This is a genomic window from Streptomyces sp. NPDC023723, assembly GCF_040639815.1.
Classification (GTDB): Bacteria; Actinomycetota; Actinomycetes; order Streptomycetales; family Streptomycetaceae; genus Streptomyces.
This window is the reverse complement of record NZ_JBFAAP010000015.1, coordinates 90,834-111,421: the sequence shown is the minus strand read 5'-3', so window position 1 is coordinate 111,421 and position 20,588 is coordinate 90,834. Positions and strand designations below refer to the sequence as shown.

Annotated in this window: 20 protein-coding genes; 10 read left to right on the top strand and 10 right to left on the bottom strand. The window is 72.6% G+C overall.

Annotated elements, in window-relative coordinates:
* Positions 1-15: 15 nt before the first annotated feature.
* The gene (locus AB0G32_RS18590; protein WP_361163899.1) at positions 16-1,089 is read right to left on the bottom strand and encodes an alkene reductase; all 1,074 of its coding nucleotides are present in this window, start codon (positions 1,087-1,089) and stop codon (positions 16-18) included.
* A 92-nt stretch (positions 1,090-1,181) separates the two neighbouring features.
* Between AB0G32_RS18590 and AB0G32_RS18585 the strand changes: the two genes are divergently transcribed.
* The 4 genes from AB0G32_RS18585 (at position 1,182) to AB0G32_RS18570 (ending at position 4,899) form a co-directional block, all read left to right on the top strand.
* Positions 1,182-1,574, top strand: coding sequence for a MerR family transcriptional regulator (locus tag AB0G32_RS18585; RefSeq protein WP_361163897.1), 393 nt, complete (start codon positions 1,182-1,184; stop codon positions 1,572-1,574).
* 5 nt (positions 1,575-1,579) lie between these two features.
* Complete coding sequence (locus tag AB0G32_RS18580; protein WP_361163895.1) at positions 1,580-1,993, top strand: helix-turn-helix transcriptional regulator; 414 nt, start codon at positions 1,580-1,582, stop codon at positions 1,991-1,993.
* A 28-nt stretch (positions 1,994-2,021) separates the two neighbouring features.
* Positions 2,022-2,441, top strand: a complete 420-nt coding sequence (locus tag AB0G32_RS18575) for a VOC family protein (protein ID WP_361163893.1) — start codon at positions 2,022-2,024, stop codon at positions 2,439-2,441.
* A 97-nt stretch (positions 2,442-2,538) separates the two neighbouring features.
* Entirely contained in the window at positions 2,539-4,899 is a 2,361-nt protein-coding gene (locus tag AB0G32_RS18570) for an excinuclease ABC subunit UvrA (RefSeq protein WP_361163891.1), read from the top strand.
* A gap of 22 nt (positions 4,900-4,921) precedes the next feature.
* Here the strand turns inward: AB0G32_RS18570 and AB0G32_RS18565 are convergent, their stop codons facing one another.
* Positions 4,922-5,689, bottom strand: coding sequence for an ATP-binding protein (locus AB0G32_RS18565; RefSeq protein WP_361163889.1), 768 nt, complete (start codon positions 5,687-5,689; stop codon positions 4,922-4,924).
* Positions 5,690-5,859: 170 nt separating this feature from the next.
* On the opposite strand from AB0G32_RS18565, the gene AB0G32_RS18560 reads away from it, so the two are divergent.
* Both AB0G32_RS18560 and AB0G32_RS18555 read left to right on the top strand, forming a co-directional pair.
* Positions 5,860-6,681, top strand: coding sequence for a helix-turn-helix transcriptional regulator (locus tag AB0G32_RS18560; RefSeq protein ID WP_361163887.1), 822 nt, complete (start codon positions 5,860-5,862; stop codon positions 6,679-6,681).
* Positions 6,678-6,875 carry a DUF397 domain-containing protein gene (locus AB0G32_RS18555; RefSeq protein WP_361163885.1) on the top strand — a complete coding sequence of 66 codons (198 nt, stop codon included), beginning with the start codon at positions 6,678-6,680 and terminating at the stop codon, positions 6,873-6,875. Before AB0G32_RS18560 ends, AB0G32_RS18555 begins: the two co-directional genes overlap by 4 nt.
* 67 nt (positions 6,876-6,942) lie before the next feature.
* Here the strand turns inward: AB0G32_RS18555 and AB0G32_RS18550 are convergent, their stop codons facing one another.
* The 4 genes from AB0G32_RS18550 to AB0G32_RS18535 all read right to left on the bottom strand — a co-directional run bounded on the left by AB0G32_RS18550 (position 6,943) and on the right by AB0G32_RS18535 (position 10,970).
* Positions 6,943-7,845 carry an SDR family NAD(P)-dependent oxidoreductase gene (locus AB0G32_RS18550; protein ID WP_361163883.1) on the bottom strand — a complete coding sequence of 301 codons (903 nt, stop codon included), beginning with the start codon at positions 7,843-7,845 and terminating at the stop codon, positions 6,943-6,945.
* A 72-nt stretch (positions 7,846-7,917) separates the two neighbouring features.
* On the bottom strand, positions 7,918-8,481 hold the full coding sequence (locus AB0G32_RS18545) for a TetR/AcrR family transcriptional regulator (RefSeq protein ID WP_361163881.1): 564 nt from the start codon (positions 8,479-8,481) through the stop codon (positions 7,918-7,920).
* A gap of 73 nt (positions 8,482-8,554) precedes the next feature.
* Positions 8,555-9,781: an MFS transporter gene (locus AB0G32_RS18540; RefSeq protein ID WP_361163879.1), complete on the bottom strand. Its 1,227-nt coding sequence runs from the start codon at positions 9,779-9,781 to the stop codon at positions 8,555-8,557.
* A gap of 136 nt (positions 9,782-9,917) precedes the next feature.
* Entirely contained in the window at positions 9,918-10,970 is a 1,053-nt protein-coding gene (locus tag AB0G32_RS18535) for an endonuclease/exonuclease/phosphatase family protein (RefSeq protein ID WP_361163877.1), read from the bottom strand.
* Between the two features lie 269 nt (positions 10,971-11,239).
* On the opposite strand from AB0G32_RS18535, the gene panB reads away from it, so the two are divergent.
* From panB to AB0G32_RS18520, 3 genes are all read left to right on the top strand, one after another.
* Entirely contained in the window at positions 11,240-12,118 is an 879-nt protein-coding gene (gene panB / locus AB0G32_RS18530; protein ID WP_361163875.1) for a 3-methyl-2-oxobutanoate hydroxymethyltransferase, read from the top strand.
* A 134-nt stretch (positions 12,119-12,252) separates the two neighbouring features.
* Positions 12,253-13,281: an ATP-binding cassette domain-containing protein gene (locus tag AB0G32_RS18525; protein WP_361163873.1), complete on the top strand. Its 1,029-nt coding sequence runs from the start codon at positions 12,253-12,255 to the stop codon at positions 13,279-13,281.
* Positions 13,278-14,090 carry an ABC transporter permease gene (locus AB0G32_RS18520; protein ID WP_361163871.1) on the top strand — a complete coding sequence of 271 codons (813 nt, stop codon included), beginning with the start codon at positions 13,278-13,280 and terminating at the stop codon, positions 14,088-14,090. Before AB0G32_RS18525 ends, AB0G32_RS18520 begins: the two co-directional genes overlap by 4 nt.
* Positions 14,091-14,100: 10 nt before the next feature.
* Here the strand turns inward: AB0G32_RS18520 and AB0G32_RS18515 are convergent, their stop codons facing one another.
* Positions 14,101-17,496 carry a BTAD domain-containing putative transcriptional regulator gene (locus AB0G32_RS18515; protein ID WP_361163869.1) on the bottom strand — a complete coding sequence of 1,132 codons (3,396 nt, stop codon included), beginning with the start codon at positions 17,494-17,496 and terminating at the stop codon, positions 14,101-14,103.
* Positions 17,497-17,632: 136 nt separating this feature from the next.
* Between AB0G32_RS18515 and AB0G32_RS18510 the strand changes: the two genes are divergently transcribed.
* Complete coding sequence (locus AB0G32_RS18510; protein WP_361163867.1) at positions 17,633-18,430, top strand: site-2 protease family protein; 798 nt, start codon at positions 17,633-17,635, stop codon at positions 18,428-18,430.
* Position 18,431: 1 nt separating this feature from the next.
* Here the strand turns inward: AB0G32_RS18510 and AB0G32_RS18505 are convergent, their stop codons facing one another.
* The 3 genes from AB0G32_RS18505 to AB0G32_RS18495 all read right to left on the bottom strand — a co-directional run bounded on the left by AB0G32_RS18505 (position 18,432) and on the right by AB0G32_RS18495 (position 20,512).
* Positions 18,432-18,596 carry a hypothetical protein gene (locus AB0G32_RS18505; protein ID WP_361163865.1) on the bottom strand — a complete coding sequence of 55 codons (165 nt, stop codon included), beginning with the start codon at positions 18,594-18,596 and terminating at the stop codon, positions 18,432-18,434.
* 77 nt (positions 18,597-18,673) lie between these two features.
* Complete coding sequence (gene npdG / locus AB0G32_RS18500) at positions 18,674-19,390, bottom strand: NADPH-dependent F420 reductase (RefSeq protein WP_361163863.1); 717 nt, start codon at positions 19,388-19,390, stop codon at positions 18,674-18,676.
* A gap of 9 nt (positions 19,391-19,399) precedes the next feature.
* Positions 19,400-20,512, bottom strand: a complete 1,113-nt coding sequence (locus AB0G32_RS18495; RefSeq protein WP_361163861.1) for a sialidase family protein — start codon at positions 20,510-20,512, stop codon at positions 19,400-19,402.
* Positions 20,513-20,588 lie beyond the last annotated feature (76 nt).

Below are 20,588 nucleotides of genomic sequence, written 5' to 3'. Positions count from 1 at the left end.
CTGTCCGGGCCTGCCTCAGGCCGGGTGCCGGTACGTCGGGTAGGTGAGGTAGCCCGCGTCGCCGCCCTGGTAGAAGGTGGCCTCGTCGGCGGGGGCGAGGGGCAGGCCGATGCGCAGGCGTTCGACCAGGTCGGGGTTGGCGAGGAAGCCGCGGCCGAAGGCGATCAGGTCGGCGCCCAGGTCCAGCCAGTGGTCGGCCTCCGCCCGCCCGGTCCACCGCGGACCGCCCGGCAGGGTCGGGTTGACGATCAGGGTGCCCGGCCAGGTCTTGCGCAGGAGCAGCAGCGTCTCCTCGTCGGCGGTGGCCTCCAGGTGCACGTAGGCCAGGTCGAGGCGGGCCAGTTCGGTCAGCAGCGCGGTGTTCAGTTCGACCGCGTCGTCCTCGACGACACCCCAGAAACCGCCGCCGGGCGACAGCCGGATGCCGGTGCGGTCGGCGCCCACGGCCTCGGCGGTGGCGGCGGCCGCCTCGACGGCGAACCGGATCCGGTCGCGCACCGAACCGCCGTAGCGGTCCTCGCGCAGGTTGGCGTTTGACGACAGGAACTGGGAGATCAGATAGCCGTTGGCGCCGTGCAGTTCGACGCCGTCGAAGCCCGCGTCGACGGCCCGGCGGGCGGCGTCCGCGTAGGACCGGACGTGCTCGGGGACCTCGTCGGTCGCCAGGGCCCGGGGCACGGGCACCGGCTGCGGGCCGCTCGGGGTGAAGACGTTCCCCTCGCCGGGCACGGCCGACGGGCCGACCGGCTGGAAGCCGGTGGTCTCCGGGTGCGAGATCCGGCCGCCGTGCATGATCTGGGCGAAGACGCGTCCGCCGCTGGTGTGCACCGCGTCGGTCACCTGCCGCCAGGACCGCGCCTGCTCGTCGGTGGACAGGCCGGGGGTGCCCGGGTTGGACTGGCCGACGAGGCTGGGCTGGGCGCCCTCCGCGACGATCAGACCCGCCGTGGCGCGCTGTGCGTAATAGGCGGCCATCGAGGGGGTGGCCAGACCGCCGGCGGCGGCCCGGACCCGGCTCATCGGGGCCATGACGGTCCGGTTGGGCAGTTCGAGCCCGCCGAGGCGGTAACCGCTGAACAGGGACGGCATGTCGGTCTCCTCAGGTACATGTGCGCTCCGGTCGTCGAGGCGCACGGGTACGCTAAAACCTGACACCAGTGTCAGAGGCAAGCGGAGAACTCATGCGGATCGGGGAACTCGCGGCGCGCGCCGAAGTGAGCGTGCGGTCGCTGCGCTACTACGAGCAGCAGGGGCTGCTCCGCAGTACCCGCACACCGAGCGGGCAGCGGCTGTTCACGGAGGACGACGTGGACCGCGTCGGCTTCATCCAGGGGCTGTACGCGGCCGGTCTGTCCAGCAGCACCATCGCCGACCTGATGCCGTGCCGCGACGCTCCGAGTCAGCACAACTCCGACGCCACGCTGGAGCGGATGGCCCGCGAGCGGGAGCGGATCACCGTGCAGATCGACGGGCTGCTGCGGGCCCGGGCCACCCTGGACCGGATGACGGCCCTGGCCAGGGTCTATCGGGAGTCCCTGCCGGCCGCCCCGCAGGCGGCGCGTGAGGCATCGTAGGGACGATGGACCTGGAGGATCTCAGACGTCTGCGCCGGGCCCGGGACGTCATGGACCGCGACTACGCGGAGCCGCTGGACGTCCCGGCGCTGGCGCGCGTCGCGCTGATGTCGCCGGGGCACTTCGCGCGCAGTTTCCGGGCCGCGTACGGGGAGACGCCGTACAGCTATCTGATGACCCGGCGCGTCGAGCGGGCCAAGGCGCTGCTGCGGCGCGGGGACCTGAGCGTGACGGAGGTCTGCTTCGCGGTGGGCTGTACGTCGCTGGGCTCGTTCAGCACCCGCTTCGCCGAGCTGGTCGGCCAGTCGCCGAGCGCGTACCGGGCGCGGGACCACGAGCCGGGGGCGCCGATCCCGGCGTGCGTCGCGAAGGTCCGTACGAGACCGGTCAGGGATTCGGTCAGGAATCGAGAAGCGTGACGCGCCGCCGGCTCGTAGCGTCGACGGCATGGACATCAGACTCGCGCAGTGTTTCATCGCCGTCGACGACCACGACAAGGCGCTCGCCTTCTACCGGGACGTGCTCGGCTGCCAGGTCCGCAACGACGTCGCCTTCGAGGGGATGCGCTGGGTGACCGTGGCGCCGCCCGGCCAGCCGGACGTGGAGATCGTCCTTGAGCCGCCGCTCGCCGACCCGATGGCCCCCGAGGCCGACCGCAGGGCGATGGCGGAACTGCTGGCCAAGGGCATGCTGCGGGGCGTCATCTTCGCCACCGACGACGTGGACGCGACGTTCGAACGCATCCGGGCGGCCGGCGGCGAGGTGCTCCAGGAGCCGATCGACCAGCCGTACGGCGTGCGGGACTGCGCCTTCCGGGACCCGGCCGGCAACATGCTCCGCTTCAACCAGCCGCGCAAGGGCCAGTAGCGATCCACCGAGAAAGCACGTACCGGGAGGCCCGCCCGCGTTAGGGTCTCCCGGCTCGCACGAGTCCGCACAGCAGCAACGGGGAGACGGAACGACCATGGACACGCACGCCGCCGACCGCCACGACCTGATCCGCGTCCACGGAGCACGCGAGAACAACCTCAAGGACATCAGCATCGAGATACCGAAGCGCCGGCTGACGGTGTTCACCGGAGTGTCGGGGTCCGGCAAGAGCTCGCTGGTGTTCGACACCGTCGCGGCCGAGTCGCAACGGCTGATCAACGAGACGTACAGCGCGTTCGTGCAGGGCTTCATGCCGACGCTGGCCCGCCCGGAGGTCGACGTCCTCGACGGCCTGACCACCGCCATCATCGTCGACCAGTCCCGCCTCGGCGCCGACCCGCGCTCCACCGTCGGCACGGTCACCGACGCCAACGCGATGCTCCGCATCCTCTTCAGCCGCCTCGCCGAACCGCACGTCGGCCCGCCCGGCGCGTACTCCTTCAACGTGGCCTCGGTGTCGGCGAGCGGCGGCATCACCGTCGACCGGGGCGCGGACAAGTCCAGGACGGAGAAGGTGACCTTCTCCCGGACCGGCGGCATGTGCGTGCACTGCGAGGGCCGGGGCACGGTCTCCGACATCGACCTCACCCAGCTCTACGACGACTCCAAGTCGCTGAACGAGGGCGCGCTGACCATCCCCGGCTACACGATGGACGGCTGGTACGGCCGTATCTACCGGGGCTGCGGCTTCTTCGACCCCGACAAGCCGATCGCGAAGTTCACGAAGAAGGAACGGCACGCCCTGCTGTACCAGGAGCCCACCAAGATCAAGGTGGAGGGCATCAACCTCACCTACGAGGGCCTGGTCCCCAAGATCCAGAAGTCGATGCTGTCGAAGGACGTCGACTCGCTCCAGCCGCACATCCGCGCCTTCGTGCTGCGGGCGACGACGACCGGGACCTGCCCCGACTGCGCCGGCACCCGGCTCAGCCCCGCCGTCCGGGCCTCGAAGATCGACGGCGTCTCGATCGCGGACGCCTGCGCGAAGGAGATCCGCGACCTCGCCGAGTGGGTGCGGAAACTGCGCGACCCCTCGGTGGCGCCGCTGCTCACCGCCCTCCAGCACGCCCTGGACTCCTTCACCGAGATCGGCCTCGGCTACCTCTCCCTGGACCGCCCCTCGGGCACCCTGTCCGGCGGCGAGGCACAGCGCGTGAAGATGATCCGCCACCTCGGCTCGTCCCTCACGGACGTGACGTACGTCTTCGACGAACCGACCGTCGGCCTGCACCCGCACGACATCCAGCGCATGAACGACCTGCTGCTGCGGCTGCGCGACAAGGGCAACACGGTGCTGGTGGTGGAGCACAAGCCGGAGACGATCGCGATCGCCGACCATGTGGTCGACCTCGGGCCGGGCGCCGGAACGGCCGGCGGCACGGTCTGTTTCGAGGGCACGGTGGCGGGGCTGCGGGCCGGCGGCACGCTCACCGGCCGCCACCTCGACGACCGGGCGGCCGTGAAGGAGACGTTCCGCGAGCCGAGCGGCGCGCTGGAGATCCGCGGCGCGCGCGCCCACAACCTCCGGGACGTGGACGTCGACATCCCGCTCGGCGTGCTGTGCGTGGTCACCGGGGTCGCCGGTTCCGGCAAGAGCTCCCTGGTCCACGGGTCGATCCACTCCGACGAGGGCGTGGTCTCCGTCGACCAGACCGCGATCCGCGGCTCACGCCGCAGCAACCCGGCCACGTACACCGGCCTGCTCGACCCGGTCCGCAAGGCGTTCGCCAAGGCCAACGGGGTCAAGCCGGCCCTGTTCAGCGCCAACTCCGAGGGCGCCTGCCCGAACTGCAACGGCGCCGGGGTGGTCTACACCGACCTGGGCATGATGGCCGGCATCTCCACGACCTGCGAGGAGTGCGAGGGGCGGCGCTACGACGCGTCCGTCCTGGTCCACCGGCTCGGCGGCCGGAACATCGCCGAGGTCCTGGCGCTGCCGGTGGCCGAGGCGCTGGAGTTCTTCGGTGCGGGCGAGGCCCGCACCCCCGCCGCGCACAAGATCCTGGCCCGCCTCGCCGACGTGGGCCTCGGCTACCTCACCCTGGGCCAGCCGCTCACCACCCTCTCCGGCGGCGAACGGCAGCGGCTGAAGCTGGCGGTGCACATGGCGGACAAGGGCGGGGTGTTCGTCCTGGACGAGCCGACGTCCGGTCTCCATCTGGCCGACGTCGAGCAACTCCTCGCCCTGCTCGACCGGCTGGTCGACGCCGGCAAGTCGGTCATCGTCGTGGAGCACCACCAGGCGGTGATGGCGCACGCGGACTGGATCATCGACCTGGGACCGGGCGCCGGGCACGACGGCGGCCGGGTGGTGTTCGAGGGGACGCCGGCGGAGCTGGTCGCGGCGCGCTCGACGGTTACGGGCGAGCACTTGGCGGCGTACGTGGGGGCGTGAGCCCTGACCCGTTGCCGGTGGCTCACCGGACGGTGTCCTCGGGCAGGATTCCGGCGGCGACGGCGGCGCCGCGGCGAACAGTCGCGATCTGCCGGGCGGTCTCGCGAGCCTCCGCCAGGTCGGTGATGACGTCGGCCCGGTCTTCCAGGGTACGCAGCCGGGCCGCGAGATCCGGGTCCCGTTCCAAGGCGGCCTCCACTGCCTGCGCCTCGGTGGCCTCTCGCGCCCGCCACGTGGACTTGGCACGTGCTGGCGTTTCCGTGCCGCCCATGTCCCGCAGCGTCGTTTCGATCTCGTCGTCATCGAGCACGGGCCCTTCGAGAGCCGGGAAGTCCGGGTCACCGACGCCGCACGTTCCGCTGTCGGGCGCGAGCGCGTACTCCGCCCAGACCGTCTTGCCCGGCCCGTCCGGGCGTGGATGCCAGTCCCAGTGGGCGGCCAAGTGCGCCACGAGGAGCAGTCCGCGCCCGGTCTCGTCGTCGCCGCCGACGTCCGAGGCACGGCGCGGGGGGCGTTCGGCGCGGGCATCGGTGACCTCGACGCGTACGGTGCGGGTGTCGGCGGCCATGCGGAGGCGGAAGTCCCGGCCGGGGACGTGGCCGTGCCGGACGGCGTTGGTGGTCAGCTCGGCGACGATCAGGACGATGTCGTCGTGGGGGCGGGTGCCGTACGGGATGCCCCACGCGTCCAGCCGGACGGCTGCCAGACGGCGAGCGAGGCGGGCGCCCCGGGGCGTCGAGGTGAAGCGCATGTCGAAGGTGGTGCCGGTGGAGTTGTCGGTTTTGGTCATCACACCGACCACGATGCCGATGGTCGCGTAGCGTGACCAGCGGTGACGTACCGACGTCGGCTCGCTGTACGCGCGGTGCGGCCACGGGTACGCGGCGCGCGGCGTGACGCCGCCCCTGCGACAGGCGTTGGGCCGAGGAGGCGGTGGTCGGGTTGACGGAACATACGGATGTGGATGCCCTTCCCGAGGAGGGCGCGGGGAAAGGCGTGGTCTGCGCCTTCGGGAAGAACCTGAAGACGCTGCGGCTGCGGGCCGGCCTGGACCGCGAGGAGTTCGGCAGACGGATCGGGTACGCCGCGTCCACGGTGGCGTCGTACGAGCAGGGCCGACGGATCCCGTCGCCCCGGACGATCGACCGCGCGGACGAAGCGGTCGGGGCGGACGGGCTGTTGAGCAACTGGAAGGAGGAGATGGAGAAGGCTCAGTATCCGGGGTTCTTCCAGGGGATGGCGCAACTGGAGAAGGAGGCCATTGAGCTGCTCGCCTACGACACGCTTGTGGTCAAAGGACTGCTTCAGACCGAGGAGTACATGAGGGCGTTGCTGGGGATGCGGCGTCCGCCGCTGGACCCGGAAATCATCGAACAGCGGGTAGCCGCGCGGCAGGCTCGCCAGAACATCTTCGACCGGCGTCCCGCACCGCTGCTGGGTTTCGTGATGGACGAATCAGTATTGCGACGCCCCTACGGCGGGAAAGGCGTGCTGCGGGGGCAGCTGGAGCAGATCCTGCTCTTCGGCCAGAAGCGAAACGTCGAGATCCAGGTCATGCCGCTCGACTGCGGGGAGAGTGCGGGCGTAGACGGGCCGTTCACCGTCGTCACGCGCGAAGACGGCAAGAAGTTCGTGTACGCCGAGGCCCAGGGGACCAGTGCCCTCGAGACTGCCCCTAAGCAAGCGGCCCTCTCCGCCGCCCGCTATGGGATCATCCGATCGCAGGCTCTCACTCCGAGGGAGTCAACGGAGTTCATCGAAGGGGTTCTGGGATCGCTATGAACAACGCCAAGTCCTCGACCGCCGAATTCACCCTCGCCTGGTCCAAGAGCAGCTACAGCGGCGCGGAGGGCGGCGACTGCGTAGAGGTAGCCGCCGGTACGACCGCCATACACATCCGCGACTCCAAGAACACCCCCGGCCCCGTCCTCACGCTGTCCCGTGCGGCGTGGGCGGGGTTCGTCGAGTTGGTCTGACGCGCGTACGGTCGCCGGCGCCCCGCCGGTTCAGCTACGACCGGCGGGGCCTTCGTCACCGCCGCGCTCAAACGGGGACTGTCTCCAGCAGCGCGCGGGTCTCGGCGACCACCCGGGCGTTGAAGGCGGGGTCGTGCACCTGCGCGGACCCCCGCATTGGACGCCCCTTCTCGTCGTAATAGACGCCGGTGGCGTCCGATTCGTCGGTGAGTACCCGGGTGATCACGCGAGCGGCGGTGCCCGGGTTGGTCCAGTACTTGATGAGCGGGGCCAGTGGCGACAGGACGTACTTCGACAGCAGACGCAGGAACAGGTTGGCGTCACGGCCGAGGTCCGTACCGGGGGCGAAGCCGGGCTCGATCGCGTTGAACCGCAGCCGGGGTGTCTCGCGCGCGAAGGCCAGCACCGTTGCCAGATTGCACTGCTTGGACGTGGCGTAGGCGTCCCCGCCGGGCAGTTTCGAGCCGCCGGGCTGCCACTCGCCACGTGCGCTCGCCTGGGCGGAGACGTACCGGGCGCCGCGGAAACCGGACATCGTGGCGGCCTTGCGGTCCGGATCCTCCACGGCCGAGACGATGAACACCACCTGCGTGCCGTCTTCGAGGTGGGGCGCGAGCAGCTCGGTGAACACGAACGGCCCGATGTGGTTGGTGGCGTAGGCGAGGTCCCAGCCGAGGGCATTCCTGCCGGGGCGGTTCGGGAAGACGCCGGCGTTGTTCAGCACGCCGGTGATCGGGAGGCCGAGTTCGATGATCCGCGCGGCGGCGCGCCGCACGCTGGTCAGGTCCGAGAGGTCGCAGACGACGGACATCGCCTTTCCGCCTCCGCTCTCGATGCTCCCGCGCACGTCGTCGAGCTTGGCGGCGTCACGCCCGACCAGCACGACGGTGCCGTGGCCGGCGAGTTCGAGAGCGGTGCGGCGGCCGAAGCCGGAGGTCGGGCCGGTGATGACGTAGGCATTGGCGGACATGGCGCTCCTTTTATGTCTGACTAGACAGTCATTGATGGTCGCGCTCCGGTGCGAGGGAGAACCCGGGCCGGGTCAGCCGATCATTCGCCAGAGCGCGTCGAAACCGGACCGCGTGTGCTCGTCGACGTGATCGGGGTCGCCGATGATGTAGTCGATGGTGGCCTCGGCCAGGGCGTTGCACAGCGCGAACACCAGAGCCGCCGGCGCGGCACGCATCGGGCCGTTCGCCCGAACGCGCTCCAGGATTCTCCCCATGCCCGTCATGGTCCGGCTCGCGGCCTCATGAGTGGACGCCGTGATCTGGTCGGAGACTTGGAGCTGCGCCAGCGCGCGGCGCTTGTGGGGGTGGGTCGTGGCCCAGCGCATCCACCGCGACCACATGTGCAGCAGTTGCGCCCGCTCATCGGCGGCGGGCAGGCCGCCGAGGGCGGCCGCCCCCATGTCGGCCTTCAGTTCCAGGTAGAGCTGGTTGAACAGATCCGCCTTGGTGTCGAAGTAGGTGAACAGCGACCCGTTCGAGACGCCGGCCTCCTTCGCGATGGCCGCCGTCGCCGCCCCCAGCCCCTGAGCGGCGATGATTCGCGTGGCGGCGGCCATGATCGCCGCACGCTTGTCGTCACTTCTCGGCCTGGCCATGAGCACAGCATGTAGGAGAGTGGCCAGTCAGTCAAATGGCAGAGGGAGCCGCTGGAGCCGCTCCCCCCTCCCGCTATCCGCGACGTACCGCCGGTTCCGGCTCCGTTTCCGGGACATGCCCGGCGACCACCCGCCCGGCACCCGGTGCCACCGTCCGCCGGTCCACCGCCCACGCCGCCCCGGCGACGGCCAGGCCGAGCACCGCCAGCGCGGAACCGGCCAGCGCCGGTGAGGTCACGCCCAGGCCCGCCGCCAGCGCGAGGCCGCCGATCCAGGCACCGCCCGCGTTGGCCAGGTTGAAGGCGGCCTGGTTGGCGGAGGAGGCCAGGGACGGGGCCGCCGACGCCTTCTCCATGACCATCAGCTGGAGCGGGGAGCTGGTGATGAAGGCCGTCGCGCCGAGGAGCAGTACCGCCGCCGTGGCCGTGAACGGCGTGCGCATCAGGAGCGGGAACAGGGCGAGGATGACGGCCAGCGAGACCAGGCCCGCGATCAGCGTGCCGCGCAGGGAGCGGTCGGCCAGCCGGCCGCCCAGCAGGTTGCCCGCCGTCGCGCCGACGCCGAACAGGGCCAGCAGCAGCGTCACGCTGGTGTCGGCGTACCCGGCGGAGTCGGTGAGCATCGGCGTGATGTAGCTGTACGCGGAGAACAGCGCGCCGAAGCCGGCCACCGTGGTGCCCAGCGCCAGCCAGACGGGGACGGAGCGCAGCGCCCGCAGTTCGCCGCGCAGGCCGCCGGCCGACGGGACGGCGGCCCGGTCGCGCGGGACGAGCAGCAGCAGCGCCGCCATCGCGGCCACGCCGATGGCGCTGACGCCGAGGAAGGTCGCCCGCCAGCCCAGGGCCTGGCCCATCGCGGTGGCCGCCGGGACGCCGATGACGTTGGCGATGGTCAGGCCGAGGAACATCAGGGAGACGGAGCGGGCCTTGCGTTCCGGCGCGACCATGCCGGTGGCGACCACCGCGCCGACGCCGAAGAAGGCGCCGTGCGGCAGCCCGCTGAGGAAGCGGGCGGCGAGCAGCGACGATTCGCCGGGGGCCACGGCCGACAGGGCGTTGCCGATGACGAACAGGGCCATCAGGCCGATCAGGACGGTGCGGCGGGGCAGCCGGGCGGTCAGTGCCGCGAGCAGCGGGGCGCCGACGACGACACCCAGGGCGTAGGCCGAGACCAGGTGACCGGCGGCGGGGAGGGAGATGCCGAGGTCGTCCGCGACGTCGGGCAGCAGGCCCATCATCACGAACTCGGTGGTGCCGATGCCGAAGGCGCCCACGGCGAGGGCGAGCAGGGCCAGGGGCATGAAGGGGGTCACCTTTCAAGAGGGCGGAGCTATATGTTCCTGAGGGCGGAGCTATATGTTCCTGTACGGAACAAAGTCTCTCAGGTTGAGTATTCCGCGAGGTGACGGGCGGGTTTCGGTGAACGGTCGGGACGGTTCAGGATGCCGACGTGTCGACCTTCACACGGGCCGCCACCGGCAGGTGGTCGCTGCCCGTGGCCGGCAGGGTCCAGCTGCGCTCCGGCTCGACGCCGCGCACCAGGATCTGGTCGATCCGGGCCATCGGGAACGCGGCCGGCCAGCTGAACCCGAAGCCGTCGCCCGCCGCGCCCTGCGTGGAGCGCAGCTGGGAGCTGACCGCGTTCAGCGCGCGGTCGTTCATGGTGCCGTTCAGGTCGCCGAGCAGGACGACCTTGGCCAGCTTCTCCCGCTCTATGGCCTGCCCCAGCGCGTCGGCGCTGTGATCGCGCTGGCGGGCGGTGAAGCCGGCCGCCAGCTTCACCCGGACCGAGGGCAGGTGGGCGACGTAGAAGGCGACCTGCCCGGCCGGGGTGGTGACGGTGGCGCGCATCGCGCGGGTCCAGCCCAGCTTGATGTCGACGGGCCGTACGTCGCTCATCGGGTACTTGCTCCACAGGCCGACGGTGCCGACGACCTCGTGGTGCGCGTACACCGACTTCAGCGCCTTCTCGTAGGTCGGCACCTTCGACGCCTGGAGTTCCTCCAGTGCCACCACGTCCGCGCCCGAGGCGGCGACCGCGCGGGCGGTGCCGGCCGGGTCGGCGTTGTCGGCGTTGACGTTGTGGGTGGCCACCGTGAGGTCGCCGCCGCCGTGCGACTTGGTGGTGAGCAGACCGCCGAAGAGGTTGGCCCAGACGACCACAGGCACCAGGAGCGCGATCAGGGCCGTCGCCGACTTGCGGACCAGGGCGATCAGCAGCAGGACCGGGATCAGCAGGCCGAACCACGGCAGGAAGGTCTCGACCAGGCTGCCCAGGTTGCCGATCGCGTTCGGGATGCGCGCGTGCCCGGCCATGACGCCCGCCAGCACGACGGCCACCACGGCGGTCACGATGCCCCGGCGCCAGATCCGGCGATCCCCGCGCCAGCCCCTGGTCAGCCGGTCCAGCAGGCTCCGCAGCCGGGTTTCGCGGCGCTCCGGTCCGGAGCCGCCGTTGTCCGTCTCCGTCACGTGAACCTGCTGCGCCATACCCTCGTCGCCTCACTGACTGCTGTGCCTGCGGTCACCCCGTGCGACAAACCCTAGGGGATGAAACGTGCCCTTCCCGACCTCCCGCGAGGGCCGGGCGGGCAGGGGGACGTGCACGCGGGGGCGCGCGGCCGCGATCGAGCGCCCGGCTGACCGTCCGGCTGCCGTCCGTGCGGGGCCTCTAGCCGTTCCCGGGCACGAGGTGCCACCATGGAGGGGATCCGGGGACGCCGTCAGGGCGCCTCGAGATGACTGAAGGAGCCGTTGTCATGACGCAGCTCTCCGCTGCCCAGAACGCACCGAGCAAGCCCTCCGACGGCAGCAGCAAGGCGCTGTACGGGGGCCGGAGCACCCGCCGCATCACCGTCCGGGACATCGCGCTGGCCAAGGAGCGCGGCGAGAAGTGGCCCATGCTCACCGCGTACGACGCGATGACCGCGTCCGTGTTCGACGAGGCCGGCATCCCGGTGATGCTGGTCGGCGACTCGGCGGGCAACTGTCACCTGGGCTACGACACCACCGTGCCCGTCACCCTCGACGAGATGACCATGCTGTCGGCCGCCGTGGTGCGCGGCACCAGCCGGGCGCTGATCGTCGCCGACCTGCCGTTCGGCTCGTACCAGGAGGGCCCGGTGCAGGCGCTGCGCTCGGCGACCCGGCTGGTCAAGGAGGCGGGCGCCGGGGCCGTGAAGCTGGAGGGCGGTGAGCGCTCGCACGAGCAGATCCGGCTGCTCGTCGAGTCCGGCATCCCGGTGATGGCGCACATCGGGCTGACCCCGCAGTCCGTGAACGCCATGGGGTACCGGGTGCAGGGGCGCGGCGAGGAGGCCGCCCAGCAGTTGCTGCGGGACGCCAAGGCCGTGCAGGACGCGGGCGCCTTCGCGGTCGTGCTGGAGCTGGTGCCGGCCGAGCTGGCCGCCGAGGTGACCCGGGTGCTGCACATCCCGACCGTCGGCATCGGCGCGGGCCCCGAGACGGACGCCCAGGTGCTGGTGTGGACCGACATGCTCGGGCTGACCGGCGGGCGGATGCCGAAGTTCGTGAAGAAGTACGCCGACCTGCGCGGCGTCATGGGCGACGCGGCGAAGGCGTTCGCCGAGGACGTGGTCGGCGGAACGTTCCCGCAGGAGGAGCACTCCGTCCACTGAGGCACCGAGAAGCCATCGCGGTACGACGCCGGGCCCCGCCGATCTTCCCCCGTCGGCGGGGCCCTGCCATACCCGTGGGCGGATGTCGGCGCTCTGTCGGCCGTCTGTCGGTACGGCCTGGCACCGTCGTCGGCATGAAGCGAATCGACAACCGCCAGGGCGGCCCGCGCCCCGCCGTCCGCGTCCGGGGGCTGGTCAAGCACTACGGCGAGACCAAGGCGCTGGACGGGGTCGACCTGGACGTCCGCGAAGGCACCGTGATGGGCGTGCTCGGGCCGAACGGCGCCGGCAAGACCACGCTGGTGCGCATCCTGTCCACCCTGCTCGCCCCGACCTCCGGCGAGGCCACCGTCGCCGGTTACGACGTGCTGCGCCAGCCCCGGCAACTGCGCCGGGTGATAGGTCTGACCGGCCAGTACGCCTCCGTCGACGAGAAGCTCCCCGGCTGGGAGAACCTCTACATGATCGGCCGGCTGCTGGACCTGTCCCGCAAGGACGCCCGCGCGCGGGCCGACGAACTGCTGGAGCGGTTCTCGCTCACCGACGCCGCCAAGCGGCCGGCCAGCACCTACTCCGGCGGCATGCGGCGCCGCCTGGACCTGGCGGCCTCGATGATCGGGCGGCCCCAGGTGCTGTTCCTGGACGAGCCGACGACCGGCCTGGACCCGCGGACCCGCAACGAGGTGTGGGACGAGGTCAAGTCCATGGTCGGGGAGGGCGTGACGGTCCTGCTGACCACCCAGTACATGGAGGAGGCCGAGCAGCTCGCCTCGGAACTGACCGTCGTGGACCGCGGCCAGGTCATCGCGAACGGCGGCATCGAGGAGCTGAAGGCGAAGGTCGGCGGCCGCACCCTGCGGGTGAAGCCGGCCGACCCGGCCGAACTGCGCCCGCTGGCCGCCTTCCTGGACGAGCTGGGCATCACCGGGCTGGCCTCCTCCACCGTGGACGCCGAGCGCGGCGCCGTACTGGTGCCGATCCTCAGCGACGAGCAGCTGACCGCCGTGGTCGGCGCGGTCACCGCGCGCGGCATCACGCTCGCCGCCGTCACCACCGAACTGCCCAGCCTGGACGAGGTGTTCCTGTCCCTCACCGGCCACCGTGCCAGTGCCCCGCAGGACCCCGCCCCCGCCACCGACACCCGCGAGGAGGTCGCCGTATGAGCGCCGCCACCACTGTCAGCACGGCCGACGCGCGCATCCCGCTGCGCGGCCACCTCCGCCACACCGGAGCCCTGGTCCGCCGCAATCTGCTGTGGATCAGACAGGACCCGGAGTCGATGTTCGACGCGCTGCTGATGCCGATCGTCTTCACCCTGCTGTTCGTGTACGTCTTCGGCGGCTCGATCGGCCAGGCGCTGGGCGGCGGCCAGGACGGTTACGTCCAGTACGTCATCCCCGGCATGATCGCGATGATGAGCATGACGCTGTCGCAGGGCGTCGGCACCGGGTTCAGCCAGGACTTCAACTCCGGGGTGATGGACCGGTTCCGGTCGCTGCCGATCGGGCGCGGCTCGGTGCTGTTCGCGAAGATCTCGGTGGAACTGGTGCGGATGCTGTTCGCCACCGCCGTACTGATGATCGTCGCCGTGCTGGTCGGTTTCCACATCGAGCACTGGGGCGGGCTGTTCGCGGCCGTCGGTCTGTCCGCCGCGTTCGCCTCGTCGATCATGTGGGTGTTCCTCACCCTCGGCGTGGTGCTGAAGAACGCGCAGTCCGTGCAGGCGATGGGCTTCCTGGTGCTGTTCCCGCTCCAGTTCGGCTCGTCGATCTTCGCGCCGACCCAGTCGATGCCGGGCTGGCTCCAGGCGTTCACCGACTACAACCCGCTCTCCACGCTCGCCGACGCGGCGCGCGGACTGATGGTGGGCGGTCCGGTCGCGCACGACCTGTGGATCACGCTGGGCTGGTCGGCGGCGATCACGGTGGTGATGGCGCCGGTGGCGATCCACAAGTTCCGCACCAAGAGCTGAGCCGGGTGGGTCAGACGAGGGCCGCGGCCTCCTCCACGGCGAGGCCGCGGCCTTCGGCGTACGCGGCCGCGTACGCCTCCTCGCCCAGCGCGGCCCGGGTCTCCCGGACCGCCTGGGCCCGCGCGACCCGCTCCATCACGTCGTCGACATGGCCGGAGGGCAGCGCCTCGGTGGCGGCCCCCAGGCACCGGGCGGCGTCCCGGGCCCGGCGCCCGCCGTCGATCCGGGCCAGCGAGAGCGCGGCGACCACCAGGTAGGCGCCGTGCATGTGCGGGGCGATCATCGCGGACACCGGGTCGCCGGCCCGCGCCAGTGCCTCCCGGACGTGCGCCAGCGCGTCGTCGTAGCGTTCCTCCAGCGCGTCGATCCAGGACTCCGCGCCGAGCAGGAAGGCTTCGAAGACGACGAAGCTGTCGATCGTGGCGTCCTCGCGCAGCGCCCGCAGTTGTTCGCGGGCCTCGGCGACCCGGCCGGTCGAGCCGAGCCAGCGGGCCAGGAACAGCCGGGCGGCGGGCATGGCGCCGTTGTGCGTGCCGGTCTGGGTACGGGCGATCACCTCGCGCAGGATGCGCTCGCCCCGCTCGGGCTCCCCCGTCTCCACCAGTGAGCTGCCCAGCCGGGCGTTGAGGACGTCCACCTGGGCGTGCGCGTCGAGGCGTTCGGCGTACTCGGCGGCGGCCTCGTAGTCGGCGGCGGCGCCCGCGAAGTCGCCGGTGCGCTCGCGGGCCTCGGCGCGGGCGGAGAGCGCCTCGGCGATGCCCCAGCCGTCGCCGAGCCGCCGGTAGATCTCCAGCGCCTCGTCGGCGTCGCGGCCGGCCTCGCCGGCCCGGTCGACGCGGTTGGCCAGCAGGTTGGCCCGCATCTGGAGGGCGCCGGCCAGCTCCCACTCGAAGTCCGGGTGGTCGCGGCAGGTGTCGACGGAGGCGTTCATGATGGCGCGCAGCCGGGGCAGGTCGCCGGAGAGCAGCACGGCGTAGAACCAGATCATGCCGGGGCTGCGGCAGGTCTGCGGCAGGCCGGGCCGGTAGGTGTCCGCGATGTTGCGGAGTCGGTCCTGGGCCGCGGGGTTCTGCCAGGCTTTCAGTTCGGTGTCCATGCAGGCCAGGTGGGCCAGGTGGACGCCGCGCCGGGCCTCGGCGAGCAGTTCGCCGGCCAGCGGGGGCGGAGCGTCCGTCAGCCGTTCCCAGACCGGGGCGGCGGGGCGGACCGGGGCGGCGAACGGGTCCGGCCCCAGTGCCATCACCTCGCGGCTCCAGGTGCGGGCCTCGATCCGCAGGTCGCGCAGTTGCCAGTACCAGACCAGCGACAGCACCAGGCAGAGCGCCTCCTGCTCGTCGCGTTCGGCGACGGCGTGCCGCAGCGCGGTGCGGATGTTCTCGTACTCCAGCTCCAGCCGCCGGGCGGCGGCGATCTGGCCGGGGCCGCGCAGCAACGGGTCGACGGTGCGGGCGAGTTCGCGGTAGTACGTCAGGTGGGCGCGTTCGGCGGCGGCGCGGCAGCCGGCCTCGTCGAGCCGCTCGCCGGCGTACTCGGCGACGGTCTCCAGGAGCCGGTAGCGCATCTCGCCGCCCTCCTCGGCGGGCGCGGCGACGAGCAGCGACTTGTCGACGAGGGAGCCGAGCGCGTGCAGCGCGGCGGGGCCGCAGACCGCCTCGGCGGCGGCCAGGTCGCAGCCGCCGGCGAACACCGACAGGCGGCGCAGCACGTCCCGTTCGGCCTCGTCCAGCAGCTCCCAGGACCAGTCGACGACGGCGCGCAGGGTCTGCTGGCGGGGCAGCACGGTACGGCTGCCGGAGGTGAGCAGGCGGAAGCGGTCGTCGAGCCGGTCGGCGATCTGCCGGGGGGTGAGGACCCGCAGCCGGGCGGCGGCCAGTTCGATGGCGAGCGGCAGGCCGTCCAGCCGGCGGCAGATCTCGGCGCAGGCGTCGGGGTCGTCCTCGGTCCGGAAACCGGGGCGGGCGGCGTTGCCGCGGTCGGCGAGGAGTTGCAGCGCGGACGGCTCGGGCAGCGGTTCCACCGGCCGCAGCAGTTCGCCCGGCACGCCGAGGGGTTCCCGGCTGGTGGCGAGGACGGTCACGCCGGGGCAGCGGGCGAGGAGTTCCTCGGCGAGCCGGGCGGCGGCGTCGACGAGGTGCTCGCAGTTGTCGAGGACGAGCAGCATCCGGCGCCGGGCGCAGTGCTCGACGAGGCGTTCGACGGCGGTGGTCCGCCGGTCGGCGGCGGCCCGCAGCTCCTCGGCGCCGGCCCCGTAGAGCACGGTCTCGCGGGCGCCCACGGCGGTCAGCACCGCCTCGGGTACGGCGGCGGGGTCGTCGACCGGGGCGAGTTCGGCGAGCCAGGCGCCGTCCCGGGCGGTGTCCCCGGCGGCCTCGGCGGCCTCCAGCGAGAGCCGGGTCTTGCCGGAACCGCCGGGTCCCAGCAGGGTGACCAGCCGGGCGCCGGTCAGGTCGGCCCGGAGCGTCTCTATGTCGCCGCCCCGGCCGACGAAGGAGGTCAGGCGGGCGCGGAGGTTGCCGCGGGGGCGGGGTGCGGGGCGGGGGGTGGTTGAAGGACGCGGGGTGGAGGGGTGGGGGTCGGTGGAGGGCCGGGGCGTGATGGGGTGCTGCGGGCCGGTCGGGTGCTGCGAGTCGGTCGGGTGCTGCGGGCGGCCGCCGGTGTCCCCGGCCGGCCGCGCGGGTTCGGAGCGGAGCAGTTCGGCGTGCAGGCCGCGCAGTTCCGGGCCCGGGTCGGTGCCGAGCCGCTGCGCGAGCAGCCGACGTACGTCCGCGTAGGCGGCCAGCGCCGCCGCCGTGCGGCCGGTGTCGCGCAGGGCGCGCAGCCGCAGCGCCTGGAGGGGCTCGTCCAGCGGGTGGGCGTCGCACAGGGCGGTCAGCTCGGGCAGCGACCGCTCGGCCGCGCCGAGCCGCAGCGCGGCGGTGTGCCGGGCGCGCAGCACGTCCAGCCGCCGGGTCTCCCAGCGGGCCGCCTCGGCGGTGCGGTCGGGCAGGTCGGCCAGGACCGGATCGCGCCACAGGGCGAGCGCGTCGTCGAGGACGGTGGCCGCCTTGTCCGCGTCGCCGTCGGCCAGCGCGCGGGTGCCCTCGCCGGCCAGCCGCTCGAAACGGTGCAGGTCGACGTCGTCGGGGACGGCGGTGAGCCGGTAGCCGCCGGCGGCGGAGGCGACCGCGTCCGCGCCGAGCGCCCGGCGCAGCCGGCCGACCAGCGCCTGCAGGGCGCCCGGCGCGTCGGCGGGCAGGTCGCCGTTCCACACCTCCTCGACCAGCAGGCCGGGCGGGACGGTCCGGCCGGCCCGCAGCGCGAGCACGGTCAGCAGCGCGCGCAGCCGCGCCCCGCCGACCGGGACGGGGCTGCCGTCGGGACGGATTGCCTGGGTGGTGCCGAGGATGCGGTAGCGCACGGGGTCCATTGTCCCCGGGGACGCACCGGCGCCGCCTCCGGGTTTACCGGACCTGGAACCCGCGGCCGTCCGCGTGACGTTCCCCTCACATCACCGGTACGGTCGGCCCTTCCGCCGCCGTCTGATCCTTGGGAGCCCCGCCGTCATGACCACCGTCCCCGTCCGCCGAAGTGAGCGGCGCATCTCTCCCGTCTTCCTGGGGATCGTCGCCGTCACCGCGGTCACCGGCTGGGCCACCTGGACCGGGTTCGCCGAGCAGCCGGGCGTCGCGGTGTTCCTGTTCGTGACGGCCGCCTGGATCGTCTCGCTGTGCCTGCACGAGTACGCGCACGCCCGCACCGCCCTGCACAGCGGCGACATCTCGGTCGGCGCGAAGGGCTATCTCACGCTGAACCCGGCGAAGTACACCCACGCGCTGCTGAGCATCGTGCTGCCGGTGCTCTTCGTCATCATGGGCGGGATCGGGCTGCCCGGCGGCGCGGTCTTCATCGAGCGCGGCCGCATCCGGGGGCGCTGGCGGCACAGCCTGATCTCGGCGGCCGGCCCGCTGACCAACGTGCTGTTCGCCGTGGTGTGCACCGCCCCGTTCTGGCTGGACGCGCTGGACGGCGTACCGCGCGACTTCCGCCTGGCCCTGGCCTTCCTGGCGCTGCTCCAGGTCACGGCGGCGATCCTGAACTTCCTGCCGGTGCCGGGCCTGGACGGGTACGGGGTGGTCGAGCCCTGGCTGTCGCACAGTGTGCGGCGGCAGCTGGAGCCGTTCGCGCAGTTCGGGCTGCTGTTCGTGTTCGCGCTGCTGTGGATCCCGGCGCTGAACGGTGTGTTCTTCGACGCGATCGACGCGGTGCTGCGGTGGCTGGGGATCAGCGACTTCGACTCGTACTGCGGTTTCGAGCTGTACCGGTTCTGGCAGACCGACGAGCTGTGCTCGATGGCGCCGTGAGTCAGGCCCGGCGGCGCTTGAGGTAGTACCAGCACATGTTGGAGGACAGGCCCGCCAGGAGTACCCAGACCACCCCGACCAGGACCGCGCCCTGGACGAAGGAGACGACGGCCGCGACGACGGCGAGCACGCAGACGACCAGGGCGTAGAGGGCGAGGCGGGGCATGAGGTCGGCTCCTGTCGGGGACACGGGTCGGGGGACACGGTCGGCATGACTGATGCCCACCAGTGTCCCCCATCGCCTCATACGTCCGTGACGCGGAGTCCCGCGTGCGCCTTGTAGCGGCGGTTCACGGAGATCAGGTTGGCGACCAGCGACTCGACCTGGTGCGCGTTGCGCAGCCGCCCGGCGAACACGCCGCGCATGCCGGTGATGCGGCCGGCCAGCGCCTGCACGGTCTCCACGTCGGCCCGGGCCTCGCCGAGCACCATCACGTCGGTGTCGATGGCCTCGATCGCCGGGTCGGCGAGCAGCACGGCGGACAGGTGGTGGAAGGCGGCGGTGACCCGGCTGTCGGGGAGCAGGGCGGCGGCCTGCTCGGCGGCGCTGCCCTCCTCGGGCTTGAGGGCGTAGGCGCCCTTCTTGTCGAAGCCGAGCGGGTTGACGCAGTCCACGACGAGCTTGCCGGACAGTTCCGCGCGCAGGGACGTCAGGGTGTCGCCGTGTCCTTCCCAGGGCACGGCGACGATCACGATGTCGCTGCGGCGGGCGGTCTCGGCGTTGTCGGCGCCCTCGACGCCGAGGCCGATCTCCTCGGCGGCGGCGACGGCGCGCTCGGCGGCCCGGGAGCCGACGATCACCTTCTGGCCGGCCCGGGCGAGGCGGTAGGCGAGGCCCTTGCCCTGCGGCCCGGTCCCGCCGATGACGCCGACGACCAGTCCGGATACGTCGGGGAGGTCCCAGGGGTCCTTGGCGGGGGCCTGCTGTGCGCCCTGTGCGGCATTGTCGGTAGAGGTCATGGCCCGACTCTATGCGGGCCCGCCGGTGGGCACGGCGAGCCGGCGGAAGGTGATCGTCTCGTACGGGCCGCCGGCGCCGGTCTCGTAGAGCAGGCCGACCGTGCGGGCGCCGAGGGGGACCAGGTCGGAGTAGGCGGCGGGGCGGTCGTCCAGGGTGTGGGCCGGGCGCCAGGTCGCCCCGGCGTCGGTGGAGACGCGCAGGGTCATCCGGGCCCGGGCGGCGGGGTCGGCGGGGCCGGAGAACAGCAGCGGGCCGCTCGCGCCGAACTGGAGGACGCTGCCCTGGCAGACGGGGCCGGGCAGGTGGGGCTGCGGGCGGAAGGGCGCGGTGAGGGTCCGGCCGCCGTCGGCGGAGTAGGCGTCGGCGCGCGGGGCGGGCGACGGGGACATGGTGCGGGCGTTGAGGTAGAGGCGGCCGTCGGGGAGTTCGGCGGCGGTGGACTCGTTGGCGGCCACCTCGTCGTCACGGCCGGCGGTGCCGTCGCCGTCGTCGACGTAGCCGAGGGACCAGGTGCGGCCGCCGTCGTCGCTGAGCAGGCAGTGGCCGCCGTCGGGGCCGTTGTCGGGGCCGTCGTCGGGCACGGAGTGGTTGGCGGGGACGACCACCCGGCCGGTGCGGGTCCGCAGGGCGTGGCCGGGGCCGGTGGCGTACCAGAGCCACTCGGGGCGTTTCACGTCGGCGGTGATCTCGGTGGGCGGGGACCAGGTGAGTCCGTCGTCGTCGCTGTGCGTCACCCAGACCCGGCGGCCGTCCTCGGGAGCGATCTCGCCGCGGCGGATGGCGGCCTCGGTGGCGTACCCGGCGTTGCGGACGTGGACGAGGAGGACCCGGCCGGTGCCGAGGACCACCGGGGCGGGGTTGCCGGCGAGGTCGGCGCCGTTGTCGGCGGCGACGACGAGCGGGCCCCAGGTGCGGCCGTCGTCGGTGGACCGTTTGACGACGACCCGGATGGTGCCGTGGTCGGCCCGGCCGGCGACGCGGCCTTCGCAGAACGCGAGGACCGTGCCGGTGGGGGTGCGGACGGCGGCGGGGATCCGGAAGCTGGCGTAGCCGTCGTCGCCGGCGCGGAAGGGGACGGAGGGGGTGCCCTCCGGGCGGGTGCCGGGGCCTGCGGCGGTCATGGGGGCTCCTGGTCGGGGGGCGGGTGCGGGCGGTGGGTGGCTGGTCGCGCAGTTCCCCGCGCCCCTGAGACGCGCG

Coding starts and splice junctions, on each gene's coding strand:
- AB0G32_RS18590 (WP_361163899.1), bottom strand. CDS start 1,089: ATGCCGTCCCTGTTCAGCGGTTACCGCCTCGGCGGGCTCGAACTGCCC.
- AB0G32_RS18585 (WP_361163897.1), top strand. CDS start 1,182: ATGCGGATCGGGGAACTCGCGGCGCGCGCCGAAGTGAGCGTGCGGTCG.
- AB0G32_RS18580 (WP_361163895.1), top strand. CDS start 1,580: ATGGACCTGGAGGATCTCAGACGTCTGCGCCGGGCCCGGGACGTCATG.
- AB0G32_RS18575 (WP_361163893.1), top strand. CDS start 2,022: ATGGACATCAGACTCGCGCAGTGTTTCATCGCCGTCGACGACCACGAC.
- AB0G32_RS18570 (WP_361163891.1), top strand. CDS start 2,539: ATGGACACGCACGCCGCCGACCGCCACGACCTGATCCGCGTCCACGGA.
- AB0G32_RS18565 (WP_361163889.1), bottom strand. CDS start 5,689: ATGACCAAAACCGACAACTCCACCGGCACCACCTTCGACATGCGCTTC.
- AB0G32_RS18555 (WP_361163885.1), top strand. CDS start 6,678: ATGAACAACGCCAAGTCCTCGACCGCCGAATTCACCCTCGCCTGGTCC.
- AB0G32_RS18550 (WP_361163883.1), bottom strand. CDS start 7,845: ATGTCCGCCAATGCCTACGTCATCACCGGCCCGACCTCCGGCTTCGGC.
- AB0G32_RS18545 (WP_361163881.1), bottom strand. CDS start 8,481: ATGGCCAGGCCGAGAAGTGACGACAAGCGTGCGGCGATCATGGCCGCC.
- AB0G32_RS18540 (WP_361163879.1), bottom strand. CDS start 9,781: ATGCCCCTGGCCCTGCTCGCCCTCGCCGTGGGCGCCTTCGGCATCGGC.
- AB0G32_RS18535 (WP_361163877.1), bottom strand. CDS start 10,970: ATGGCGCAGCAGGTTCACGTGACGGAGACGGACAACGGCGGCTCCGGA.
- panB (WP_361163875.1), top strand. CDS start 11,240: ATGACGCAGCTCTCCGCTGCCCAGAACGCACCGAGCAAGCCCTCCGAC.
- AB0G32_RS18525 (WP_361163873.1), top strand. CDS start 12,253: ATGAAGCGAATCGACAACCGCCAGGGCGGCCCGCGCCCCGCCGTCCGC.
- AB0G32_RS18520 (WP_361163871.1), top strand. CDS start 13,278: ATGAGCGCCGCCACCACTGTCAGCACGGCCGACGCGCGCATCCCGCTG.
- AB0G32_RS18515 (WP_361163869.1), bottom strand. CDS start 17,496: ATGGACCCCGTGCGCTACCGCATCCTCGGCACCACCCAGGCAATCCGT.
- AB0G32_RS18510 (WP_361163867.1), top strand. CDS start 17,633: ATGACCACCGTCCCCGTCCGCCGAAGTGAGCGGCGCATCTCTCCCGTC.
- AB0G32_RS18505 (WP_361163865.1), bottom strand. CDS start 18,596: ATGCCCCGCCTCGCCCTCTACGCCCTGGTCGTCTGCGTGCTCGCCGTC.
- npdG (WP_361163863.1), bottom strand. CDS start 19,390: ATGACCTCTACCGACAATGCCGCACAGGGCGCACAGCAGGCCCCCGCC.
- AB0G32_RS18495 (WP_361163861.1), bottom strand. CDS start 20,512: ATGACCGCCGCAGGCCCCGGCACCCGCCCGGAGGGCACCCCCTCCGTC.